The 22,629-nt window shown below is 60.2% G+C and carries 19 protein-coding genes and 2 tRNA genes; 17 read left to right on the forward strand and 4 right to left on the reverse strand.

Annotation, left to right across the window (positions count from 1 at the left end; all coding sequences use genetic code 11):
- Positions 1 to 10: 10 nt before the first annotated feature.
- Positions 11 to 1,852 (reverse strand): dihydroxy-acid dehydratase, encoded by a 1,842-nt coding sequence (ilvD, locus tag HW450_RS12585; RefSeq protein ID WP_182385947.1) that lies wholly within the window; start codon positions 1,850 to 1,852, stop codon positions 11 to 13.
- A gap of 47 nt (positions 1,853 to 1,899) precedes the next feature.
- Positions 1,900 to 2,385 carry a PH domain-containing protein gene (locus HW450_RS12590; RefSeq protein WP_232843272.1) on the reverse strand — a complete coding sequence of 162 codons (486 nt, stop codon included), beginning with the start codon at positions 2,383 to 2,385 and terminating at the stop codon, positions 1,900 to 1,902.
- A 447-nt stretch (positions 2,386 to 2,832) separates the two neighbouring features.
- On the opposite strand from HW450_RS12590, the gene HW450_RS12595 reads away from it, so the two are divergent.
- From HW450_RS12595 to HW450_RS12660, 14 genes are all read left to right on the forward strand, one after another.
- Positions 2,833 to 4,680 (forward strand): acetolactate synthase large subunit, encoded by a 1,848-nt coding sequence (locus tag HW450_RS12595; protein WP_182385949.1) that lies wholly within the window; start codon positions 2,833 to 2,835, stop codon positions 4,678 to 4,680.
- Complete coding sequence (ilvN, locus tag HW450_RS12600) at positions 4,680 to 5,198, forward strand: acetolactate synthase small subunit (protein ID WP_182385950.1); 519 nt, start codon at positions 4,680 to 4,682, stop codon at positions 5,196 to 5,198. The genes HW450_RS12595 and ilvN overlap by 1 nt, the downstream gene beginning before the upstream one ends.
- Before the next feature lie 29 nt (positions 5,199 to 5,227).
- Positions 5,228 to 6,232 carry a ketol-acid reductoisomerase gene (ilvC, locus tag HW450_RS12605; RefSeq protein WP_182385951.1) on the forward strand — a complete coding sequence of 335 codons (1,005 nt, stop codon included), beginning with the start codon at positions 5,228 to 5,230 and terminating at the stop codon, positions 6,230 to 6,232.
- A gap of 90 nt (positions 6,233 to 6,322) precedes the next feature.
- The gene (locus tag HW450_RS12610) at positions 6,323 to 7,225 is read left to right on the forward strand and encodes a hypothetical protein (RefSeq protein WP_182385952.1); all 903 of its coding nucleotides are present in this window, start codon (positions 6,323 to 6,325) and stop codon (positions 7,223 to 7,225) included.
- A 178-nt stretch (positions 7,226 to 7,403) separates the two neighbouring features.
- On the forward strand, positions 7,404 to 8,999 hold the full coding sequence (gene serA, locus HW450_RS12615) for a phosphoglycerate dehydrogenase (protein WP_182385953.1): 1,596 nt from the start codon (positions 7,404 to 7,406) through the stop codon (positions 8,997 to 8,999).
- 404 nt (positions 9,000 to 9,403) lie between these two features.
- Positions 9,404 to 10,477, forward strand: a complete 1,074-nt coding sequence (locus HW450_RS12620) for a GTP-binding protein (RefSeq protein WP_182385954.1) — start codon at positions 9,404 to 9,406, stop codon at positions 10,475 to 10,477.
- Positions 10,478 to 10,528: 51 nt separating this feature from the next.
- Complete coding sequence (locus HW450_RS12625) at positions 10,529 to 11,536, forward strand: 3-isopropylmalate dehydrogenase (RefSeq protein ID WP_182387554.1); 1,008 nt, start codon at positions 10,529 to 10,531, stop codon at positions 11,534 to 11,536.
- A gap of 9 nt (positions 11,537 to 11,545) precedes the next feature.
- Positions 11,546 to 13,396, forward strand: a complete 1,851-nt coding sequence (locus HW450_RS12630) for a DUF294 nucleotidyltransferase-like domain-containing protein (RefSeq protein WP_182385955.1) — start codon at positions 11,546 to 11,548, stop codon at positions 13,394 to 13,396.
- Positions 13,393 to 13,968, forward strand: a complete 576-nt coding sequence (locus tag HW450_RS12635; RefSeq protein WP_182385956.1) for an exonuclease domain-containing protein — start codon at positions 13,393 to 13,395, stop codon at positions 13,966 to 13,968. The genes HW450_RS12630 and HW450_RS12635 overlap by 4 nt, the downstream gene beginning before the upstream one ends.
- A gap of 18 nt (positions 13,969 to 13,986) precedes the next feature.
- Positions 13,987 to 14,778 carry a fumarylacetoacetate hydrolase family protein gene (locus tag HW450_RS12640; protein WP_182385957.1) on the forward strand — a complete coding sequence of 264 codons (792 nt, stop codon included), beginning with the start codon at positions 13,987 to 13,989 and terminating at the stop codon, positions 14,776 to 14,778.
- A 391-nt stretch (positions 14,779 to 15,169) separates the two neighbouring features.
- The gene (locus HW450_RS12645; RefSeq protein ID WP_182385958.1) at positions 15,170 to 15,613 is read left to right on the forward strand and encodes a hypothetical protein; all 444 of its coding nucleotides are present in this window, start codon (positions 15,170 to 15,172) and stop codon (positions 15,611 to 15,613) included.
- A 15-nt stretch (positions 15,614 to 15,628) separates the two neighbouring features.
- Positions 15,629 to 16,165: an RNA polymerase sigma factor gene (locus HW450_RS12650; protein WP_232843273.1), complete on the forward strand. Its 537-nt coding sequence runs from the start codon at positions 15,629 to 15,631 to the stop codon at positions 16,163 to 16,165.
- Positions 16,166 to 16,174: 9 nt separating this feature from the next.
- Entirely contained in the window at positions 16,175 to 17,353 is a 1,179-nt protein-coding gene (locus tag HW450_RS12655; protein ID WP_182385959.1) for a hypothetical protein, read from the forward strand.
- Between the two features lie 64 nt (positions 17,354 to 17,417).
- Entirely contained in the window at positions 17,418 to 17,972 is a 555-nt protein-coding gene (locus HW450_RS12660; protein ID WP_182385960.1) for a class I SAM-dependent methyltransferase, read from the forward strand.
- On the opposite strand, the gene HW450_RS12665 is transcribed toward HW450_RS12660, so the two are convergent.
- Positions 17,940 to 19,055, reverse strand: coding sequence for an isochorismate synthase (locus HW450_RS12665; RefSeq protein ID WP_407926248.1), 1,116 nt, complete (start codon positions 19,053 to 19,055; stop codon positions 17,940 to 17,942). The two genes, HW450_RS12660 and HW450_RS12665, sit on opposite strands and share 33 nt — an antisense overlap.
- Between HW450_RS12665 and gltX the strand changes: the two genes are divergently transcribed.
- The 3 genes from gltX to HW450_RS12680 all read left to right on the forward strand — a co-directional run bounded on the left by gltX (position 19,054) and on the right by HW450_RS12680 (position 20,789).
- On the forward strand, positions 19,054 to 20,529 hold the full coding sequence (gene gltX, locus HW450_RS12670; protein WP_182385961.1) for a glutamate--tRNA ligase: 1,476 nt from the start codon (positions 19,054 to 19,056) through the stop codon (positions 20,527 to 20,529). The genes HW450_RS12665 and gltX overlap by 2 nt on opposite strands.
- A gap of 98 nt (positions 20,530 to 20,627) precedes the next feature.
- A tRNA-Gln gene (locus tag HW450_RS12675) sits at positions 20,628 to 20,699 on the forward strand.
- A 17-nt stretch (positions 20,700 to 20,716) separates the two neighbouring features.
- Positions 20,717 to 20,789: transfer RNA gene (locus tag HW450_RS12680), tRNA-Glu, on the forward strand.
- Positions 20,790 to 21,771: 982 nt separating this feature from the next.
- Here the strand turns inward: HW450_RS12680 and HW450_RS12685 are convergent.
- Entirely contained in the window at positions 21,772 to 22,317 is a 546-nt protein-coding gene (locus tag HW450_RS12685; RefSeq protein ID WP_182385962.1) for a hypothetical protein, read from the reverse strand.
- Positions 22,318 to 22,629 lie beyond the last annotated feature (312 nt).

Consider the following 22,629-nt stretch of genomic DNA (forward strand, 5'->3'; position numbering starts at 1 on the left):
ACGACTTAGTCTAGTCCACCCGGCGGACAGCTCCCTTGTCGGCCGACGTTGCCAGCTTCGCGTAGGCGCGCAACGCCTTGGTGACCTGCCGGTCGCGGTTTCGAGGCTGCCACGGCCGTTCGGAAGCAAGCATGGCTTCACGACGCCGTTCCAGCTCATCCTCGGCCACGTCCACGGACAGCTCACGGGTGTGAACGTCAATGGTAACGATGTCCCCGTCCTCGATGAGGCCGATGACACCACCGTGGGCGGCCTCAGGGGAGATGTGGCCTACGGACAGCCCGGAGGATCCGCCGGAGAACCGGCCGTCGGTAATCAGCGCGCACTTCTTTCCCAGGCCGGCGCCCTTGAGGAACGCGGTGGGGTGCAGCATCTCCTGCATGCCCGGACCACCGGAGGGGCCTTCATAGCGCACGACCAGCACCTCGCCGGGCTGGATGGTCTTATTCAGGATCACGGAGACCGCTTCTTCCTGGGACTCCACCACGCGGGCGGGGCCGCTGAAGTGCCACAGCTCTTCCTCAATGCCGGCGGCCTTGATGATTGCGCCGTCTGGGGCGATGTTGCCACGCAGCACCGCCAGGCCACCGTCCTTGGTGTAGGCGTGCTCGATGTCGCGGATGCAGCCAGTTTCGGCGTCGGTATCAAGCGAGTCCCAGCGGTTGTCCGTGGAGAACGCCTCCGTGGTGCGGACCCCGCCCGGAGCAGCATGGAACAAGTCGATAGCCTTGTCTGAGGCGGTTCCAGAACGGATATCCCACTCAGTGAGCCACTGCTCCAGAGAGTCCGAGTGGACGGCGTGGACATCCTCGTTCAATAGCCCGCCGCGGTACAGCTCACCCAAGATGGCGGGGATACCGCCAGCGCGGTGCACGTCCTCCATGTGATAGTCGGAGTTCGGGGAGACCTTGGACAGGCAGCCGACCTTCTTGGACAGTGCGTCGATGTCCGCCAGGTCAAAGTCGACCTCGCCCTCCTGGGCGGCGGCCAGGATGTGGAGCACAGTGTTGGTGGAGCCGCCCATGGCCATGTCCAGGGCCATCGCATTTTCGAAGGCTTTCTTAGTCGCGATGTTGCGCGGGAGGACGGACTCGTCGCCTTCGCCGTAGTAGCGCTGGGCCAGTTGCACAATCGCCCGGCCAGCTTCCTCAAACAGGGCGCGACGTGCGGCGTGCGTTGCCAACGTAGAACCGTTGCCCGGCAGGGACAGGCCCAGGGCCTCCGTCAGGCAGTTCATGGAGTTGGCCGTGAACATGCCGGAGCAGGAACCGCAGGTAGGGCAGGCGGAGCGCTCGACTTCGGTGAGGCCTTGCTCATCGACGCCGTCGTTCGCCGAGGCGGAAATCGCCGTAATTAGATCAGTGGGGGCGTGGGCCACGCCGTCCACCACCACGGCCTTGCCGGCCTCCATCGGACCGCCGGAGACAAAGACCACTGGGATGTTCAGCCGCAGCGCAGCATTGAGCATGCCCGGCGTGATCTTGTCGCAGTTGGAGATGCAGACGAGGGCGTCGGCAGTGTGGGCGTTCACCATGTACTCCACCGAATCGGCGATGATCTCGCGGGACGGGAGAGAGTACAGCATGCCGCCGTGGCCCATGGCGATGCCGTCGTCAACAGCGATGGTGTGAAATTCTTTCGCCACGCCACCGGCAGCCTCAATGGCCTCGGCGACGATCTCGCCCACATTTTTCAGGTGGACGTGGCCTGGGACGAACTGGGTGTAGGAATTGGCAATAGCGATGATCGGCTTGCCAAAGTCATTGTCGCCCATGCCGGTGGCGCGCCAGAGGGCGCGGGCACCTGCGGCGTTGCGGCCAACGGTAGTTACTTTAGAACGGAGAGGGATCATGCCGTGATTGCTCTTTTCGATATCGGTTCGTCCCCGTGCCCGGGTAGTTAGACCTCGTCTTTGCGCTTCAAGATCTGGCGGCCATCGCGGTGGTACACAACCACCTTGTCGTGGGCGGCGTCGCGGCCCGCGGTCAGGGCGTCGACAATGCGCCCCTGCGAGGCAACGCTCAGCTTTGGCAAAGAGTTAAAGGTAACGCCCGGGAGGGAAAACTCTTGTTCGGATGAGTTCCGTGCGTAGGCACCACTTCCTGCGAAGCGGATGCCTGCGAAGTCGCCCCACGCCATGGTCTGTGGCTTTTTAAAGGCGTAGTGAGCCGTGATTCCTGCTTCGTCAACGACGGTCTTGGATTTGATGACCCAGTAAGCGAAGAGGGCTGGGAGTGCGAGGATCCAGAAGAGATACAGTGGCTTCGCTCCGATGACCAGCAGGGAAATGAGGGCCATCACGGCCGCGCCGATCAAGTGGGTGCGGTCGGCGTGGAACGTGGTGGCCGTGGGTGCTTGTGGCGCCATTGCGGACTCAGAACTCATAGGGGTCATTCTAGGCATGGTGTAGTCCAAAGGAGGTATTCGGGGTTAAGCGGGAGCGCGCAAAAATACTATTTGCGCAGGTCGGTGGGGTATTGCTTTTTTAGTGGGGGCAAAAATGAGACAACCGTTTCAAACTGTGAGACAATAACGGGGGTGGGAATGGAACGGTTTTCCCAAAAAAGACTTTCCAAACCTGACTGAATGTGTAGTATCGAGGCATGCACATTATTCGACTTGTAATCGTACGTTCACGGCGCTTGCCGTAGCGACGCCTACAAGTCGTCCCCAGTCAAGCGCCCTCGACAACACCCACCACAGTGTTGGACGAGGGTTTTGACATTTAAGCCCCATTTAGCCATGTGAATCACCGGCCCCACGGACCGCCACCCCTGGACACCAGGGTCGGGGAGGAACACTAAATACCCACATACATAAAAGGAGCAAGTCGTGACTGAGCCAGGGAAATCCGGTTCGGCCCCGTCGCCAGCGACGCTGGCGCAGCGGGTGAAAACACAAGCGCCGGAACGAATGACCGGAGCGCAGGCCATTGTCCGTTCCCTCGAAGAACTGGGTGCCGACGTGGTGTTTGGCATTCCAGGCGGCGCTGTCCTTCCGCTTTATGACCCGCTGTACTCCTCAACCAAAGTCCGTCACGTGCTCACCCGCCACGAGCAGGGAGCAGGACACGCGGCCACCGGGTACGCCCAAGCATCAGGCAAGGTCGGCGTGTGCATCGCCACCTCCGGACCCGGCGCCACCAACCTGGTCACGCCGCTTGCCGACGCCATGTTGGACTCAGTCCCCATCATCGCCATCACTGGCCAGGTGGGAACCAGCTTGCTGGGCACCGACGCATTCCAGGAAGCAGACATCCGTGGCATCACCATCCCAGTAACCAAGCACAACTTCATGGTTACTGACCCACAGGAAATCCCGGCAGCCATCGCGGAAGCGTTCCACTTGGCGTCGACAGGTCGCCCGGGCCCAATCCTGGTGGACGTCCCAAAGAACGTCCAGGAAGGCATGATGGATTTCTCCTGGCCTCCTGTGATGGATCTTCCTGGCTACCGTCCGGTCACCACGCCACACGGCCGCCAGATCGAGGAAGCTGTCCGGATGATCTCCGCAGCACAGCGACCTGTCCTTTATATCGGTGGCGGCGTCATCAAAGCCGACGCCTCCGAGCAACTGCGCGCATTCGCCGAATACACCGGCATCCCAGTGGTCACCACCCTCATGGCCTTGGGCGCGTTTCCAGACTCTCACCCACAACACATGGGCATGCCGGGCATGCATGGCACCGTCCCCGCCGTCGGCGCGATGCAGGGCGCTGACCTGCTCATCACCATCGGCGCGCGTTTCGACGACCGCGTCACCGGACGCCTGGATAGCTTCGCGCCGGGCGCCAAGGTCATTCACGCTGACATTGACCCGGCGGAGATTGGAAAGATCCGCGAAGTCGCCGTTCCTATCGTCGGTGACGCCGCGGAGGTCCTCGACGCGTTGCTGGCTGCCTACCAGGCCAACAAGCTGCCGAAGCCTGAGATGACTCAGTGGTGGGCGTACCTCAATAATCTCGTCACTCGTTTCCCTCGTGGGTACGAGGAGCAGGGCGAAGACATCGTCGAGCCGCAGCTCGTTATCAGCACCTTGTCCAAGGAAGTCGGCCCCGACGCCATCTACTGTGCCGGCGTGGGCCAGCACCAGATGTGGTCCGCCCAGTTCCTCGACTTGGAGAAGCCACGCACCTGGCTGAACTCTGGTGGCCTGGGCACCATGGGATACTCCATCCCAGCGGCCATGGGCGCCAAAGCGGCGATGCCGGACAAAGAAGTGTGGGCTATTGACGGTGATGGTTGCTTCCAGATGACCAACCAAGAGCTGGTCACCTGCGCAGTAGAGGGCTTCCCCATCAAGATCGCGCTGATTAACAACGGCAATCTGGGTATGGTGCGCCAGTGGCAGACCCTGTTCTACGACGGCCGTCACTCACACTCCAACTTGGGTGCCCGCGACAACTATCTGCCGGACTTCGTTGGGCTCGCCGAAGCGATGGGCTGCGCGGCATTCCGAGTCACCTGCGATGAAGAAGTGCTGCCGACGATCCAGAAGGCACGCGAAATCAACGACCGCCCAGTGGTCATCGACTTCATCGTCGGTGAGGACGCTCAGGTGTGGCCGATGGTCGCAGCCGGACACTCGAACTCGGACATCCAGTACGCCAAGGGGCTGGCGCCGCTGTTTGAGGACGATAGTCCACAAGACGTATCCGAAGTGATTGAAAGGGAACAGTAATGATTGCGCCAACTGGTACTCGCCATACATTGAGCGTTTTGGTCCAGGATCAGGACGGCATCATTTCCCGAATTTCGGGTATGTTCGCCCGCCGTGGTTTCAGCATGTACTCGATGTCCTCGGCTCGTACGGAAACCGAGGGTATTAACCGCATCACCGTAGTGTTCTACGGCGATGATGTAGCGGTCGAGCAGATCACGAAGCAGCTCAACAAGCTCATCCCCGTCCTCAAAGTGGTGCGTTTGGAGGAAGAGAACACCGTTGCCCGCGCATTGATGCTGGTGAAGGTGAGCGCTGACACCGAATCCCGCCCACACGTGGTGGACGCTGCCAACATTTTCCGCGCCCGCGTCGTGGACGTTGCGCCGGAATCCCTCGTCATTGAGGCGACAGGTACCCCCGGTAAACTCGGTGCATTGCTCGAGGTCCTGGAGCCGTTCGGTATCCGCGAGCTACTGCACTCGGGTGAAATTGCGATGAATCGTGGTCCCAAGACCATGGCTCCCAATAAGCTGTAAAACTGAAATTTCTAGAAAGGTATATTCACATGGCTATCGAGATGATTTACGACGACAACTGCGACCTGTCCCTGATCCAGGGTCGAAAGGTTGCCATCATCGGCTACGGCTCCCAGGGCCACGCTCACGCTCAGAACCTGCGCGACTCCGGCGTTGAGGTCTGCATCGGCCTGCGCGAGGGCTCCAAGTCCGCTGCGAAGGCTCGCGAGGCAGGATTTGAGGTCAAGTCCAATGCTGAGGCTGCGGCATGGGCTGACGTCATCATGCTGCTGGCTCCGGACACCTCCCAGGCTGCCATCTTCGCCAACGACATCGAGCCAAACCTCAACGATGGCGACGCTCTGCTGTTCGGCCACGGCCTGAACATCCACTTCGACCTGATCAAGCCACCGGCAAACGTCACTATCGGCATGGTTGCTCCTAAGGGGCCAGGCCACCTGGTTCGCCGCCAGTTTGAGGACGGCAAGGGTGTTCCTTGCCTCGTCGCCATCGACCAGGATCCTAAGGGCGAGGGCAAGGCACTGTGCCTGTCTTACGCTTCCGCCATCGGCGGTGGCCGTGCGGGCATCATCGAGACCACCTTCAAGGACGAGACCGAGACCGACCTGTTCGGTGAGCAGGCCGTGCTGTGCGGTGGCGCTGAGGAACTCATCAAGGCTGGCTTCGACATCCTGGTCGAGGCAGGCTACGAGCCAGAGATGGCTTACTTCGAGTGCCTGCACGAGATGAAGCTGATCGTTGACCTGATGTTCGAGGGCGGCCTGACCGCTATGAACTACTCCATCTCCGACACCGCTGAGTTCGGTGGCTACCTCGCCGGCCCACGCGTCATCGGTGAAGAGTCTAAGCAGGCTATGCGTGACATCCTGAAGGAGATCCAGGACGGCACCTTCACCAAGCGCCTGGTTGCCAACGTTGAGGGCGGCAACAAGGAACTCGAGGGCCTGCGCGCTGAGATCGCTGCGCACCCAATCGAGGAAACCGGCGCTAACCTGCGCAAGCTGATGTCTTGGGTTAAGGAACCACTGGTCTAATCCATTCCTGAGAAAACACCCGCCTCGCCCGCTGTGGCCCGGCGGGTGTACCCGTTTGTGCACTATTGTCGGTAACGAACCGACGAAAGGATGCAAGCGATCGCTGCTACGAAACTGATTCCCGTCCTGTTCGCCGCCGGGCTCGCGGCGGCCTGTAGTTCGGCAACTCAAGCCCCGGCCCCAGAGCCGACCACCACCGCTGTCACCACACCAGCCGCGCCCGCTCCAAAAATCAACGAGCGGCGCATGGTCGCCTTGTACGGACACCCGAGCGGGCCGGCGCTGGGGGTGCTGGGGGAGATGTCGCCCGCCGACGCAGCCGCAGAAGCTTCACGACGCGCAGAGCAGTACCAACAGTTTTCCGCAGAGCCAGTAATCCCCGCGATGGAGATCATCGCGACGGTGGCGTCGGCAAGCCCCGGCCCCGACGGCGACTTTTCCAACGAGTCTGCCCCGGAGGAGCTGGTTCCTTATATTGACGCGATCACCGCGATCGGTGGCTACGCGATCATTGATCTGCAGCCGGGGCGGGCATCGCTGCTGGACCAGGCGAAGCGCTACGAGGAGTTGTTGGCGCGCCCGAATGTCGGGCTGGCATTAGATCCGGAATGGAAGCTGCAGCCGGGGCAGCTGCCGGCGCAGGAAGTGGGGCACGTGGAGGCCTCAGAGATCAATGACGTCACGGGGTGGCTCGCGGAGTTTACCCGTGCCCGCCAACTGCCTCAGAAAGCGGTGGTGCTGCATCAATTCCAGGAGCAGATGATCCGGGGGCGGGAAACCCTGGAATTCCACGACGACATCGCCCTGGTGCTGCACGCTGACGGGCATGGCACGCTAGGGGACAAGCTGGCCACCTGGGATATGGTGCGGCAGGGCCTTGACCCGCGGATTTTGCTGGCGTGGAAGAACTTCCACGATGAAGACACCCCGATGCTCACCCCAGAGCAGACGATGGGGATTCAGCCGCAACCGCGGCTCATCACCTACCAGTAGTTATGCAGCGGAGTGTATAAAGCTACCCCTGTTTTCGTGGGGCGACGGGTTGGTTTCGGGCATCTATGGCTAAACTATTCAACCAGTTGTCGCCAATGTGTGCCGGTGCCAACCCACCTCACGCCGACGCGGTCGTGCCTGCGTGTCGTGGCAAATTCCATCATCAGGAGATGTATCCGTGGCCTCGAATGACCGTCCTGTAGTTCTTATCGCCGACAAGCTTGCGCAGTCCACCGTTGACGCGCTCGGAGATGCTGTTGAAGTTCGCTGGGTAGATGGTCCAAACCGGGCCGAACTCCTCGCTGCTGTACCAGAGGCAGACGCCCTGCTGGTGCGCTCCGCTACCACCGTTGACGCCGAGGTGCTCGCCGCTGCACCTAACTTGAAAATCGTCGGCCGTGCGGGCGTGGGCTTGGACAACGTTGACATCCAGTCCGCTACCGAGCGTGGCGTGATGGTGTGCAACGCACCAACCTCCAACATCCACTCCGCATGTGAGCACGCTATCTCTTTGCTGCTGTCCACCGCGCGCCAAATCCCACTGGCAGACGCTTCGCTGCGTGAGGGCGAGTGGAAGCGCTCTTCCTTCAAGGGCGTGGAGATTTACGGCAAGACCATCGGCATTGTCGGTTTCGGTCACATCGGCCAGCTGTTTGCCCAGCGCCTGGCTGCCTTCGAGACCACCATCATCGCGTACGACCCTTACGCCAACCCTGCCCGCGCAGCGCAGCTCGGTGTCGAGCTGACTGAGCTGGAGGATCTGATGTCTCGCGCTGACTTCGTTACCATCCACCTGCCAAAGACCAAGGAAACCGCCGGCATGTTCGACGCCGAGCTGCTGTCCAAGGCAAAGAAGGGGCAGATCATCATCAACGCCGCCCGCGGCGGCCTCGTCGACGAGCAGGCGCTTGCCGACGCCATCGAATCCGGCCACATCCGCGGCGCAGGTTTTGACGTCTTCGAGACCGAACCATGCACCGACTCCCCGCTGTACGGCCGCCCAGAAGTTGTGGTCACCCCGCACCTCGGCGCCTCCACCGTCGAAGCGCAGGACCGCGCTGGTACCGACGTCGCAGCATCCGTCCTCAAGGCGCTGGCTGGCGAGTTCGTGGCTGACGCCGTGAACGTCTCTGGTGGCCGAGTCGGCGAAGAAGTTTCCCTGTGGATGGAACTCACCCGCAAGCTGGGATCGGTCGTGGGCCACCTGGCCGATGGCAAGCCAGTTTCCATTGAGGTTGAAGCCCGCGGCGAACTGTCCTCCGAGAACGTCGAGGTCCTCGGACTTGCCGCGCTGCGCGGCCTGTTCTCTGGCCAGACCGACCAGCCGGTCACCTTCGTGAACGCCCCACAGCTCGCTGAGCAGCGCGGCGTCGAGCTGAAGGTCAAGACGGCATCCGAATCCGCAACCCACCGCTCCTCCGTGGTGGTCCGTGCCTTTACCCCAGACGGAGCGAAGGTTTCTGTGGTGGGCGCGCTCACCGGCCTGGATCGTCAGGAAAAGATTGTCCGCATCAACGGTCGTGGCATCGACATGCGGGCTACGGGCCACAACCTGTTCCTGTTCTACCCAGACGCCCCAGGCGCACTGGGTAAAGTTGGCACCCTGCTGGGCGGACAAAACATCAACGTGGAAGCCGCCGCCATGTCCCTGGACCAGGAATCCAACGGCGCGATCCTCGTGCTGCGGGTAAACCAGGAAGTCCCAGAAGAGCTGTTCGAGGAAATCGGCGAGTCTCTGGGAGGGGCACGCAAGTTCCAGCTCGACCTGGACTAGGCTGTACAGCTTTTACTGGGTTTGTGGCCCCTTTTGGGGCCTGTTTTAGGGGCCTCTTTTGGGCAAAACCCGGGAAGCATAACCCGGGTTTCGGTAACTTTTCAGGCTGCAAATTTGCTATTTGAATGTTTTTCTTCCGAGATCCGAGTTTTGCTTCCCGGGGATCTCGGAATCGGGCATGTCAGGTGTTGTGGCTGCCGTTTCGTCCCGCTGGAAGCTTGACCCCGACATTACGCCCCCGAGGTTGCTCCAAAAATGCGTCCACGAGCCCGAACTTCGGGAGGGTAATGTCGGGGGCAACGCATAAATAACCCAACAAGGCTCCGGCTCTGGCAGCTGGAGCCTCAGCCAAACCAGATAACAGCATTTGCCCCAGTTGCTAGAAACCTTTACCATTACCACTCATGAAAACAATTCCCGTTACTGTTTTGAGTGGCTTTCTTGGCGCAGGTAAGACGACGTTGCTGAATCATATCCTCGCGAACCGCGAGGGGCGGAAGATTGCGGTGATCGTCAATGATTTCTCCGAGGTCAACATTGATGCAGCGCTCGTGGAGGGGGAGGGCCAGCTCACGCGCGGCGAGGATCGCTTCGTGGAGCTGTCCAACGGTTGCATTTGCTGCACGCTGCGCGAGGACCTCATTGAATCGGTGACTGAGCTTGCTAAGACGGGCAAGTATGACCACGTGGTCATCGAGTCGACGGGTATTTCCGAGCCGATGCCGGTCGCTGCCACCTTCGACTGGACCTTCGAGGATGGTTTCCGTTTGGGAGACATCGCGGCGATTGACTCCATGGTGACCTTGGTCGATGCTTCCTCCTTCCTTCCGATGCTCCGCAAGGGCGAAAAGCTTGCCGACGCCGACCGCGCCGCCACCGAGGACGATATGCGCACGGTGTCCGACTTGCTGGTGGACCAGGTGGAGTTTGCCGACCTCATTTTGATTACCAAGTCTGATATTGCTGGGGAAACTGAGACCGAAAAGGTGATCCAGACGGTGCGGGCTATGAACCCGCGGGCGAAGATTGTCCGCGTCTCTCATGGTGAGGTGGACTTGGAACTGGTGCTGGATTCCCGGCTCTACAACGAGGCAACCGCCCGCACCTATGAGGGGTTTGCGGAGGAGATGGCTACCCCGCACACCCCGGAGACGGAGGAGTATGGCATTTCCTCCTTCGTGTTCCGCAGCGATCGCCCGTTTAATAAGGATCGTTTGCTCAAGGCGCTGCGTTCTTCGCGTGGTTTGGTGCGCTCCAAGGGCTTTTGCTGGATCGACAATGATGTGACCGTGGTGCAGTCGTGGCAGCAGGCGGGGCCGAATCTGGAGATCCGTCCGGCCGCGCTGTGGGCGCAGGTGGAGCAAACTCCTGGGTCGGAGATCGTGCTGATTGGTGTGGGCTTTGATCGTGATGCGGTGCGGGAGTCGTTTGAGCAGGCGGTTCTGACGGATAGGGAAGTAGCTGCCATGTTGGGTTGATTCGTGCTACACTCACTTCTATCCCGTGAAGTGAGAAAGGAATCCCAGATGTTGAAACTTGCTGTTATTGGTGGCGACGGTATCGGCCCAGAGGTCACCGCCGAAGCCCTGAAGGTGCTGCGCGCCGTTCGCGATGACATCGAGGTCACCGAATATGACCTCGGCGCGCGCCGCTACCTGAAAAACGGCGAGCTGCTTACCGACGCCGACCTGGATTCCTTGAAAGAACACGACGCCATCTTGCTGGGTGCCATCGGCGCACCAGGCGAGGTTCCCCCGGGAGTGCTGGAGCGTGGCCTGCTGCTGCAGCTGCGTTTTCAGCTGGACCACCACGTGAATTTGCGCCCGGCAAAGCTGTACCCGACGTCGACAAGCCCGCTGGCAAACCCCGGTGAGATTGACTTCGTCGTCGTCCGCGAAGGCACCGAAGGGCTGTACTGCGGTAACGGCGGTAACCTGCGCGTCGGCACGCCACACGAGGTCGCGTCCGAGGTATCCCAAAACACCCGCTACGGCGTGGAGCGCGTGGTGCGCGACGCGTTCGAGCGCGCCATGTCCCGCCGCAAGCACCTGACCCTCGTGCATAAGACCAACGTGCTGGTCAACGCCGGTGGGCTGTGGGAACGCACCGTGGCCGAGGTGGCCACCGAATACCCAGAAGTCACGGTGGAATACAACCACATCGACGCCGCCACCATCTACATGGTGACAGACCCGCAGCGCTACGACGTCATCGTCACCGACAACCTCTTCGGTGACATCCTCACCGACCTCGCCGGCGCCGTCACCGGCGGCATTGGCCTCGCAGCCTCCGGAAACATCGACGCCACCCGCACCTACCCATCCATGTTCGAACCAGTTCACGGCTCCGCGCCAGACATCGCCGGCCAGGGCATCGCCGACCCATCCGCAGCGATCCTGTCTGCCGCACTCATGCTGCGCCACCTGGGCGACGTTGAGAACGCCGAGCGCATCGAGAAGGCAGTGGAAGCCGACGTGGTTACCCGCACCGAAGTAAAAACTTCCGAAATCGGAGACAGGATCGCCGCCAGCGTTTAATCTCATGGCATGACTGTTGAACTGGAGGAAATCCAGAATTTCCTGAGCTCTTTCGCTCCCTTCTCCGAACTCGACGAAGCCACCCTGGCCTCGCTCCCGGCGCGCATGGACATGACCTACGCACGCCGGGGCGACGTCATCTTCAACGCGGGGGAGAAAAACCACTTCATGTACGTGATCCGCTCCGGCGCGATCGACGTGCTGGACGCGGATGGGGTGCTGCTGGACCGTCGTGAAGCAGGGCGTTCCTTCGGATACTCCACCTTGCCCGAGGACTCAGACTCGCTCTACACGATGATCGCCGTGGAAGACAGTCTGCTGCTGCGCTTGCCCCGCGAACCCTTCCTGGAAGTCGCCGAAACGCACCCCCTGTTCCGCAGCCACTACGCCACCCAAAGTGCGCGTATCCGCGCAGCGGCGAACCAGCTCCGCGACAGCTCCAGCGCCGACGTGCTCCGCACCAAACTCGGCGAATTCATGATCCCCGAACCAGCCCAGATCGCCCCCGGCTCCACCATCCAGGAAGCAGCTGCACTCATGCAGCAGAAAAACGTATCCTCGCTCCTCATCGCGCCGGGAGCCCACCTGGAAGGCATCATCACCGATCGCGACCTGCGCAAACTCGTGGCAACCGGTGGGGATATTCAGCGCCCAGTAGAAGCGATCATGACTCCGGATCCCATCACCGCCACCCCGGAAACACTCGCCTTTGAGGCCATGCTGATGATGGCAGAGCGGGGGATTCACCACTTACCGGTCGTCGATAGTGGCGTGCTCGTCGGTATCGTCGCCTCCGCCGACATTATGCGGCTGCTGCGCCATGACCCGATCTACCTCACCGCCGACCTGTCCCGCAGGAACACCCCCGAAGAGCTCGGGGAAGTCTATTCCAATGCCGCTGACGTGGCGGTGCGCTTCATCGAACGCGGAGCATCCGCTGAGGAAGTGACCGCGCTGCTCACCGTCGCCGCCGACGCCCTGGCACGCAGGCTGCTGCAGCTCGGCGAGGAAAAATTCGGCCCCGCCCCCGTACCCTACTGCTTCGTTGTGGTCGGCTCGCAGGGGCGCCGCGGCATGGGACTCGCCTCCGACCAAGACAACTGCCTCGTCCTGTCCGACTCCTACAACGAAGCCGAACACGGCGCCTACTTTGAGCAGCTGAGCCAGTTCGTGTGCACCGGCCTGGACAAAGCAGGCCAGGCGCTGTGCCCAGGGGACATGATGGCAATGAACCCGCAATGGCGCATGACGGTGACCGAATGGGTGGCAAAATTCCGCACCTGGATCACCGCGCCCGAGCCCGACGCCCTGCTGCACGCCCAAACCTTCTTCGACTTCCGAGGAATTTACGGTTCGCTGGAACTGGCGGAAGAAGTCCATGCAGCTGCCGTCGAGATGGCACAGGGAGCTGGCCGTATGCACGCGCACCTGGCCGCCCTCGCCGCGCGCCGGGAACCACCCCTGGGATTTTTCCGCGGCTTCGTGCTGGACCGCTCGGGGGAGTATGCACACACACTCGATGTGAAAAAGGGTGGGATTGCGGCGGTGGTCCAGATGGGCCGACTGTTTGCGCTGGCTTCCGGCGCGCCTGAGGTGGGTACGATCGACCGGCTGCACGCGGCCGCCGGGAAGGCGGTTTCCCAGCAGGGGGCAAGCGACCTTATCGACGCCTACGAGTTCCTCTTCACCATGTCCCTGCGTTGGCAGGCGGATCAAATCCGCTCCGGGCAGAAAGCGAGTTACCATGTTGACCCAAGCTCGCTCGGAAAGCTTGACCGCGAGCATCTGCGCGACGCCTTCCAGGTGATCAAGTCCATTCAGACCGCGTTGACCACGAAATTCCCGGTGCGCAGCATATGAGACTGTTCAAGCCAAACCCCGCAGTGGCGGACCTGCAGCTCCTCGCCGTGGACATCGAAACCACGGGACTTAAACCCGGACGCGACAAAATTCTGTCCATCGGTTGGGTGCCCGTCAACGGCGACGTCATCGACCTCTCCGGGGCCGGTTACTTCGTCATCTCCGACACCGCTGACGTCAGCTCCAGCGTGAGTATCCACGGGCTTACCGACGACGCCCTCGCCGCCGGGGTCCCCCTGTCTGAGGCACTCCCGGTGTTTCAGGAGGCGCTGGGGGAGCGAGTGATGCTCGCGCACTACGCCAGCATCGAACGAGACTTCCTCCGCCATGCACTAGGACGTTCCTTTAAGCCCGACATCGTGGATACCTTCGCACTCGAACGCCGCCATATGGAACGCATGGGAACCTACCCACGCGGCGAGGACCTGCGACTTCCGCGCATCCGAGCCCGGTACGAGCTCCCCAACTACCGTTCGCACAACGCACTTACCGACGCCCTGGCCTGCGCGGAACTGTATCTATGTCTTATAAAGAAATATTCCTTAGGTAGCTTAAGCAACCTGCAGCCATGAGATGTGTATGATTCACCTATGCGTATTGGACGAATTGCCACCCCAGAAGGAATGACCTTTTGTGTCATTGATGACGAAGGAACCACTGCCAAGCAAATTGCGGGCCACCCATTTGAGGCCCCAACTTATACCGGCAAAGAGTGGCCCCTCTCAGAGGTTCGCCTGCTCGCCCCAATGCTGCCAGGCAAAATTGTGGCACTGGGCCGTAACTACGCAGACCATGTAGCCGAGGTGTTCAAAAAGAGTGCAGAGTCCCTGCCTCCCACCATCTTCATCAAGCCATCCACCGCAGTCATCGGCCCTGGCAATGCCATCAAGATCCCTGACTTTGCCACCAAGGTCGAGTTCGAGGGCGAAGTGGCTATGGTGATTAACCGACCGTGCAAGAACGTCAAGGCAGAAGACTGGCAGGACTACGTGCTCGGCTTCACCATCCTCAACGACGTCTCCTCCCGCGACCTGCAGTTCGCCGACGGCCAGTGGGCACGCGCCAAGGGCATCGACACCTTCGCACCGATGGGCCCCTGGATCGAAACCGACCTGTCCAAGTTCGAGTTCGACAACATCTCCATCAAGGCGCACCTGACGCAAAACGGCGAGACCACCACGCCACAGGACTCCAACTCCAACCAGATGATCAAAACCTTTGGCGAAATCCTGGAGATGATCACCGCCTCCATGACGCTGCTGCCAGGCGATGTTGTCACCACCGGTTCTCCGGCTGGCACCAAGGAAATGTTCCCTGGTGACTTCATCGAGATCGAAGTACCGGGTATCGGCAAGCTGGGGAACCCAGTCGAGCGGGCATAGGTTTTATTTGAGAAGGCCTTTTGTGTTTCGCCTTCTCACATGTGCGGCTAGGGGGCGGGGGTTAGGGAGGCGTTTTTGCGCCACAGGAGCCGCAACCGTCTCATTTGCCTCAGCTGTCACGGTATTGGGGCGGGGTGATGGCTGCTTAATCTTCGCCCCGACATTACTCTCCCGAAGTTCGGGCTGGTGGGGGGATTTTTAGGGCTACCTCGGGGGCGTAATGTCGGGGTCAACGCTCCTGCAATCAATTCCAGCACCCAGGCAATTGCGCGCCTGAAAAAATTGCAAGCAACATGGAGACCGAAAAGGGAAACAAGCTGTAACAAAAGTCTTCGCAGGCTCACAACCTTAATGGCAGCGAAAGTACGAGTCCTTAAGAAAGAAGGTCGTCATGTTTGCAATGTCCAGCAAGAAGGTAGCAGGAGTAGGCGCTGCTCTGGTGGCAGTGTGTGCATTGTCCGCGTGTGGGCAGAAGCCAGCCGAAGCAGACAGCACTATGCAAGAGGAGAAAGTTGCCCCAGCCGTGGAGCTTGCGGTGCATGGTGTCATTGCACCTCTCGCTGAGCTCTCGGTCATCTCTCCGTGCCTGGAAGGGGATACGGGAGCTAAGTTCACCAGCTCTTTTGGTGTGTCCGGCGACATGCATCCGGCAGCTGATTCGCCGAACCTGCTCGGCACCTTGGAACTGCCAGCAGATGTTCAACCGTCCGATCCAAATGATCCACACTATGTGACGGTGACGTGTGACTCGTCGGGAGCGGAAAGCACGGTCCGAATCGAGGAGAGGAATGTACACGGATCCGGTAGCGAAGCTCTCCTGGAAGAGTTCAAGTAAGACAGTTAGGGTTACGTGAATTCAGAAGAGTTATCAGACGCTGCGCGTTTCACCAGGATTTACCGCGAGACGTATCCGAAGGTGCTGACGTATATGCGTCGCCGTACCGACGAAGGCACTGCCCCAGATCTCACTGCTGAAGTGTTTACCAGGGCGTGGCGAAAGCGCAGCGACCTGTGGCGAGCTAAAACCCCGTTGGCCTGGCTGTACGGAATCTCCCGCAATGTGGTGCTGGAGTTCTATCGCAGCCGAGGCCACGACCAAGAAGCCATGCAGGCGTTGGAACATAATGTTGTGCAGCACGCAGACAAAAACGACGCGGTAGATCAGGCCCTTGACATTGCCGCGGCACTGAAAACCATGCACGAAAAGGATCGCGAGATCCTGTTACTAAGTGCGTGGGAAGACTTAGAGGGCGCTGACCTTGGCGCAGTGCTGGGGGTATCAGCAGGTGCGGCACGTGTTCGGCTGCACCGGGCTCGCGCCCGACTCACTAAGACATTAAACGAGGCATTGACAGAGCAACACCATAAACAACGAAAAGAGCAGTAGGTCCCAATCATGACTTCCAACGATGATTTGGCGCAGCACCGAGCCCTGAAACTGCTGCGTCAACACAATCCAGTCCCAGACGAAGAACTCACCAGCGAGCAACAGCAGGTCCAAGAACAGACCCTTAAGAAAATCCTCGGCGACGAGGCTTCAGAGAATGTGGCGTCGCGAAGAGTAAAGAGGCTGTGGCCGGTGCTTGTCGCAGCCTCGGCGCTCGTCCTGGCTAGCGTCGTGGCCGTTCCAATGCTGAGCCCGCAGCCCGCCGATGCGCAGGAAGTACTCCTCCAGGCCAGCGAAGCCGCAGCGAGCGCCCCAGATTTGGCCGAGGTAGGAATCGCCGGGCAACAATTCCAGCGCCGCGTGGACGCAGACAACAGCGGTGAGGTGACTACCTCGATGAAAATCGATGCATCGAACGTGCTGCGGGTCGAGGTAGCAACGAGTCCGGGACCTATCAGCAACGAGCTGAGCACTTTTGCACAGCAGTTGCAGTCGCACAATGGCGAACCGCTCACTATGGTGGCGGAAGCGAACATCGCTGCGGGTGATAACGGGAAACTGGCGCAGATTGTTGCCGAGCACTACGGCGACGACACCGCGCGAGGCATCCTGGAATTCCTCATGCTGCCTGGCGTCAATGCCGAGGCCACGCAAGCCTTCTACCGGATGCTCGCTGAATTGCCCGGCAACAAGGTGGCGAAGAAGCCGGCCACGGAAGCGCTGTCCAACGATGAAGTGGTCACCATTGAGCGCAAGGGAGATGGCCTGGAGATGTCTTTGCTCCCAGCCTCCGGGCGGCTCATTGAAGTGAAGAACCTCATCGCCCCTGGGTTAACCACCACTGTCCAGGCAGCAGGGTTGCTGGGTTGCGTGAACATTGTTGAGCAGGGAGCGCCAGAGAGCGTCAGCCTCGCCTGCGCCGACGGCAATTACCTGCTCACCGACCTCACTTGGGACAACTGGAACGCCCCAGAAGCCCAGGGACGAGGCAACGCATGGGTCAATGATTGCGACCCGAGCTGCGCCGAGGCTGAGCAGAAACAGTACCCAGTTACTGTCACCGTCAGCGAGAAGCGAAACTGCGGCTACAACCTGGATGTGTACAACAAGCTCAGCGTCACGTACGGGGAGCAAAAGCCAAAGTATTCCGAGCAGCAGGAAAGCTTCGATATAGGCTGCGCCCAATAGCGCCGGGCTTATCGACGTTCCATCCCCAAGGCTCGTGACCTGACACACCAGCTATTGTTAGGTCATGAGTCAACACTTTGAAGAGCTTTACGCATCCAAAGAACAGGTCTGGTCCGGCAATCCCAACGAAAACCTGGTAGCCACGGTCACCGGCTGGGAACCCGGCACTGCCCTGGATATCGGCTGCGGCGAAGGCGCCGACCTCGCATGGCTGCACGAACAGGGCTGGCAGGTGACCGGAATTGATCCCTCCCCGACCGCGGTCCAGCGCGCGGGGAAGGCATGCCCCGAGGCCTCCTTGCATGTGGGAACTTTTGAGGAGCTAGACCTCGGAACCTTCGACCTCGTGGTTGCCTGCTATGTGCCGCTGGCCAAGGATGCGGGCGAGAAGCTCAAGGCCTCCTTGAACCCGGGCGGGACGTTGGTCCTGCTCCATCACGAGTTCCCGGAGCACCAAGCGCCGGAGGACTACCTCATGCCGCACAATGCGCGCGAGCTACTTGGCGAAGACTGGGAGATCAGCGTGGAGAAGAAAGCACGCCACGTGAGTGAAGGCCACGGTAAGCATCACAAGGATGATCTCGTCCTAAAGGCCCAGTGCGCGCAGGATGGTGCGTAGCTTCGCATCCGTTTCCGCAAGCTCAGCGGCAGGATCTGACGAGGAGACGATCCCGCCACCAGCCCACGCCCGGGCAGTGAGCCCGTCGGGAGCCACTTCCGCGCAGCGAATAGCCACCATGTATTCGCCGTCGCCGGATCGGTCGCACCAGCCGACAGCCCCGGCATAGAAACCGCGCGGGGTTTCCACCGCCTCAATGAGCGCCTCGGCGGCATCGACCGGGGTGCCGCAGATTGCGGGGGTGGGGTGAACCAAAAGGGCCAGTTCCAGCGCGTTCATCTCTTTAGAAAGCGTGCCGACGATCGGCGTAGCCAAATGCCACATCTCGTCGGTTTTGGTTAACTCTGGAACGGATGGCGCAGAAAGGGAAGAACACACTGGCTCCAGCGCCCGAAGCAGATGCTCGACCACAAAGCGGTGTTCCGCGAGGTCTTTGGCGCTGGCCTGCAGGTCAGCGCCGGCTAGGTGATCGCGGACCGGGTCGTCGTTACGCGGCGCAGAACCGGCGAGCGGGTAGGCCGTGACGGTGGAACCCTGCAGCTTAATCAGCACCTCCGGGGAGCTGCCGACCAGGAAGCCGCGGCCGACGGGGCCCAGATCGGCGATGAACCCGTCGCAGTGACTGGAGTTGTCGATGAGTCGCGCCGCCACCAGGCGGGGATCTACCGGGCAATCAAAGTCGATGTCCACGGCGCGCGCGAGCACCACCTTCTCCAGCGGGGTGTGCGACAGGGTCCCCACCGCCGCCGCGACGCGCTCCTCATGCTCCCCAGGGGACGGATCAAAGCCCGCCACCTGCGCGGACAGCTCAGAACCGGGGCCCACCCGGTAGTAAGCGTGCGGCTCCAGGGGGCCGTCCTCACGGATGATCTTTTCTGGCACCGTCAGCGCCGCCGGGGCATCGCGCAAAAAGGGGAGTGCGCCCACCACCATGTCATGCTCACCGGCCTTGAGCGCGGCAACAGCCTCCCGCGGGTCCGTGTAGCTTTGCACCGATCCTTGGGTGCGTACAGATCCATGTGCGCGGGAAAGCAGGAAGTCGGGTGCAGTGGTCGGACGCATAGGCTCTATACTATCCAGCATGACTACACGCGTTCGTTTCTGCCCATCCCCAACTGGTACCCCGCACGTCGGCATGGTGCGCACCGCCCTGTTCAACTGGGCATACGCCCGCCACACCGGCGGCAAGCTCATCTTCCGTATTGAGGACACCGACGCCGCACGCGATAGTGAGGAAAGCTACCAGGCCATCATCGACTCGCTCACCTGGCTGGGCATGGATTGGGACGAAGGCGTCGTCAAGGGCGGCCCGCACGAACCATACCGCCAGTCGCAGCGCATGGACATCTACGCCGACGTGTTGCGCAAGCTTATCGACGCCGGTGAGGTTTATCCCGCGTACTCAACGGCAGCCGAGGTGGAGGAACGCCACAAGGCAGCTGGTCGGGATCCGAAACTGGGATACGACAACTACGACCGCGACTTGACCGAAGAGCAGATCGAAGCGTTCAAGGCCGAGGGCCGCGAGCCAGTCTGGCGCCTGCGCATGCCTGACAAGGACTGGACCTGGACCGACCTCGTCCGTGGCGAGATCACCTTCAAGGGCTCCACCCAGCCGGACTATGTGGTGGCCCGCTCCAACGGTGCACCGCTGTATACGCTGGTCAACCCTGTCGACGATGCCCTCATGGGTATTACCCACGTCCTGCGCGGTGAGGACCTGCTGCCGTCGACCCCGCGCCAGCTTGCCCTTTACGAGGCGCTGCAGCGGATCGGTGTGGCGTCCTTTACTCCGGAGTTCGGCCACCTGCCATTCGTGATGGGGGAGGGCAACAAGAAGCTGTCCAAGCGTGACCCACAGTCCAATCTGTTCAACCACCGCGACGCCGGCATCATCCCAGAAGGCATGCTGAACTACCTGGCACTGCTGGGTTGGTCCCTCGCCGGCGATGAAGACATCTTCACGGTACAGCAGCTGGTGGAGAACTTCGACATCAAGGAAGTGCTGTCCAACCCAGCCCGCTTCGACGAAAAGAAGCTGCTCGCCATCAACGCCGACCACATCCGCCTGCTGTCTCCTGAGGATTTTGCTTCACGATTCCGTGCCTACCTGGAGGAGTACACCTCCTTCCCAGCTTCCTATGACGCGGAGAAATTCGCCTTCCTGGCATCGCTGACCCAGACCCGCATCAAGACCCTCTCCGAGGGCTGGGACCTGGTCAAATTCCTGTTCACTGCGGACGCCGACTTGGAGCTGGACGAGAAGTCTGCCCGCAAGAACCTGAAAGAGGACGCGGTGCAGCCACTCCAGGTGGCCATTTCCGTGCTTACGGAGCTGGAGACCTTTGATACGGCTTCGATCGAAGCTGCCCTGTCCAAGGCACTCATCGAGGACCTGGAACTCAAGCCACGCAAGGCCTACGGCGCGCTCCGCGTCGCCATCTCCGGCGCAGCCGTATCCCCACCGCTGTTCGAATCCACGGAACTGCTGGGCAAGGAATCCACCCTGTTCCGCCTCCGTAAGTGCCTGGAACAGACCCCTTACAACGCAGAATAACCACAACAACAAAGCGTGTGACCTGCGGATTTGTACAGGTCGCACGCTTGTGGTTATAGTATTCCTCGTTGCACAGCACAGCAAGTGCTGGAAAACATTGGCCTATGGTGTAATTGGCAACACAAGGGTTTCTGGTACCCTCATTCTAGGTTCGAGTCCTGGTAGGCCAGCTGGTGTTATCACCTAAGCCCCGTTCGTCTAGCGGCCTAGGACGCCGGCCTCTCACGCCGGTAACACGGGTTCAAATCCCGTACGGGGTACAAACAATTCCCGCTTCACTCTTGTGGAGCGGGAATTTTGGGTTAAGGGACACAATGTGTGTCTGGTCGGCGTGTTGTCGGTTGTTACTTCACTTCTGGGGGCTTTGATCACGGCCCCCTGAAGTTTCTTACTAAACCCCGGGAAGCATTCCCCGGATCTCGGGCCCAACACAGTGAAATAGCAGGTGTGAAGCCTAAAAAATCACCGAAACCCGGGGAACGCTTCCCGGGTTTTGCGGAGTTAAGCAGCACAAGGGTGCGAACCTGCGGTTCAGACTCCTTCGGGAGATACCCAACGAGCTTGCAGCATCGGTCATTGCGGTTGAGCCGACAGCACAAGCATGGAAGGCCCGAAAAGTTCGCCGCGTGTGTGAGATCAGCTTTGGTGTTGGTGATGCCGTTGTTTTTGCTTTGTCCCAGGCAGACGGGGCATCGGGTCGGTTTTTGGGTCACCGGAGTTAGGTAACCGCACCTGCTAGCACAGGTGCGGTATCACTGGCGGTATTGAACAAGATTTGTGGGTTTACAAGGCCCGAAACAATATACAGCACCTGTTTACATGCCCTGACCTGGCTTTACTGTGGAATTCAGACACACATTTCTTATACGGCCCGCCGATGTGTATGTCCTGACTTGGTTTCTTAGCTGTGAAAGCAGATCATTGTTGTTTCTCGATGGTGCGTTGTAGCTGGCCAGGATGGTGTTCCCGGTGTGCCATCTCAGCGCATGAGGGGGGTATCGGGGCCGGTTGGTAGAGAACGCTTGGTGGAGAATTCGAGAGGAAGTGGCGTCAAATCTAAAATTAGGTTGTTTTCCATTTGAACTCTCTACCAACCGTTCTCTACCAACTGTTGTGGTGACTGGTGATGTCGTTCTTCCTGAACGTAGGGGCGCCGGTTCCTAGCCACCATGGTGGAGCATTGAGCAGGGTTAAGCACCTAAAGCCCTGGCTTTGCTTGATCATGGAATCTAGACGTTTACCCTAGATCATGAACACCGTGGCGTTGTTGCCTCCCAAGCAGGTGATGAGTTTATTCGGTGCCGTTGAGCAGTGCATGGTGTAACTCTGATTGGTCACCGGGCTCATCACATCTACCGATGATTGCAGGTAGTCGCGCACATTCTGCCCGGTGGGATTCAAACCGTCTGTTTGGGCACGAAAGACTGCCTTTGCAAACTCGCAGCTCGTATTCTCGCCCGCCGCAACCATTTTGAGGGCGAAACCGTCGCCATAGATGCAGATCGTGGACTTTTGACCGTTGATTGTGATGGGTGCGCCGACGCCCGGGTTCTTCCGGAGCTGTTCCATGATCTCCTCAGTGGAGGACGCCGGGGGAGGGGTGGAGGCCATTGCAATGTGCGTCTCCTGGGACACCTCAGTGACAGTGGTGACCACGGTAGCCGGTGACGCAGGTGCGCTAGCGGAGGTGGTCGTCGGTTCGCTGGCGCGCTGAGGATCAGGTGCCGGCTCGCTCTGACTACACGCAGACAACGCCGCCGCCAGGAGAATAATCGTCAGCCGTTTCATACCTTCAACCTTACGCCCGTAGGGAAGATGTGGGGATCGGACACTTTTCTTTCTGCAAACCCCCGGTTGCGGGCAACAGGGGTGGTGAGAGAAAGCGGTTATTGGTTGGGGGAAACATGGGGTTCCAACACTTCCCGCAAATACTGGTTTCCTTGTCTCACCTCGTGATTTTTTAGAAGCCAACAGTATGTTCTCGCACCACGTAACGGTTTACACGATTTGCAGCGGGGTAGGGCGAAGTGTGTATTTGGCGGCCTAATTCATTAGTGGTGGGGTGTCTAGATTAAGGTAACAGTTGGATAGCAGGAAGCT

Source organism: Corynebacterium hindlerae, from assembly GCF_014117265.1.
Classification (GTDB): Bacteria; Actinomycetota; Actinomycetes; order Mycobacteriales; family Mycobacteriaceae; genus Corynebacterium; species Corynebacterium hindlerae.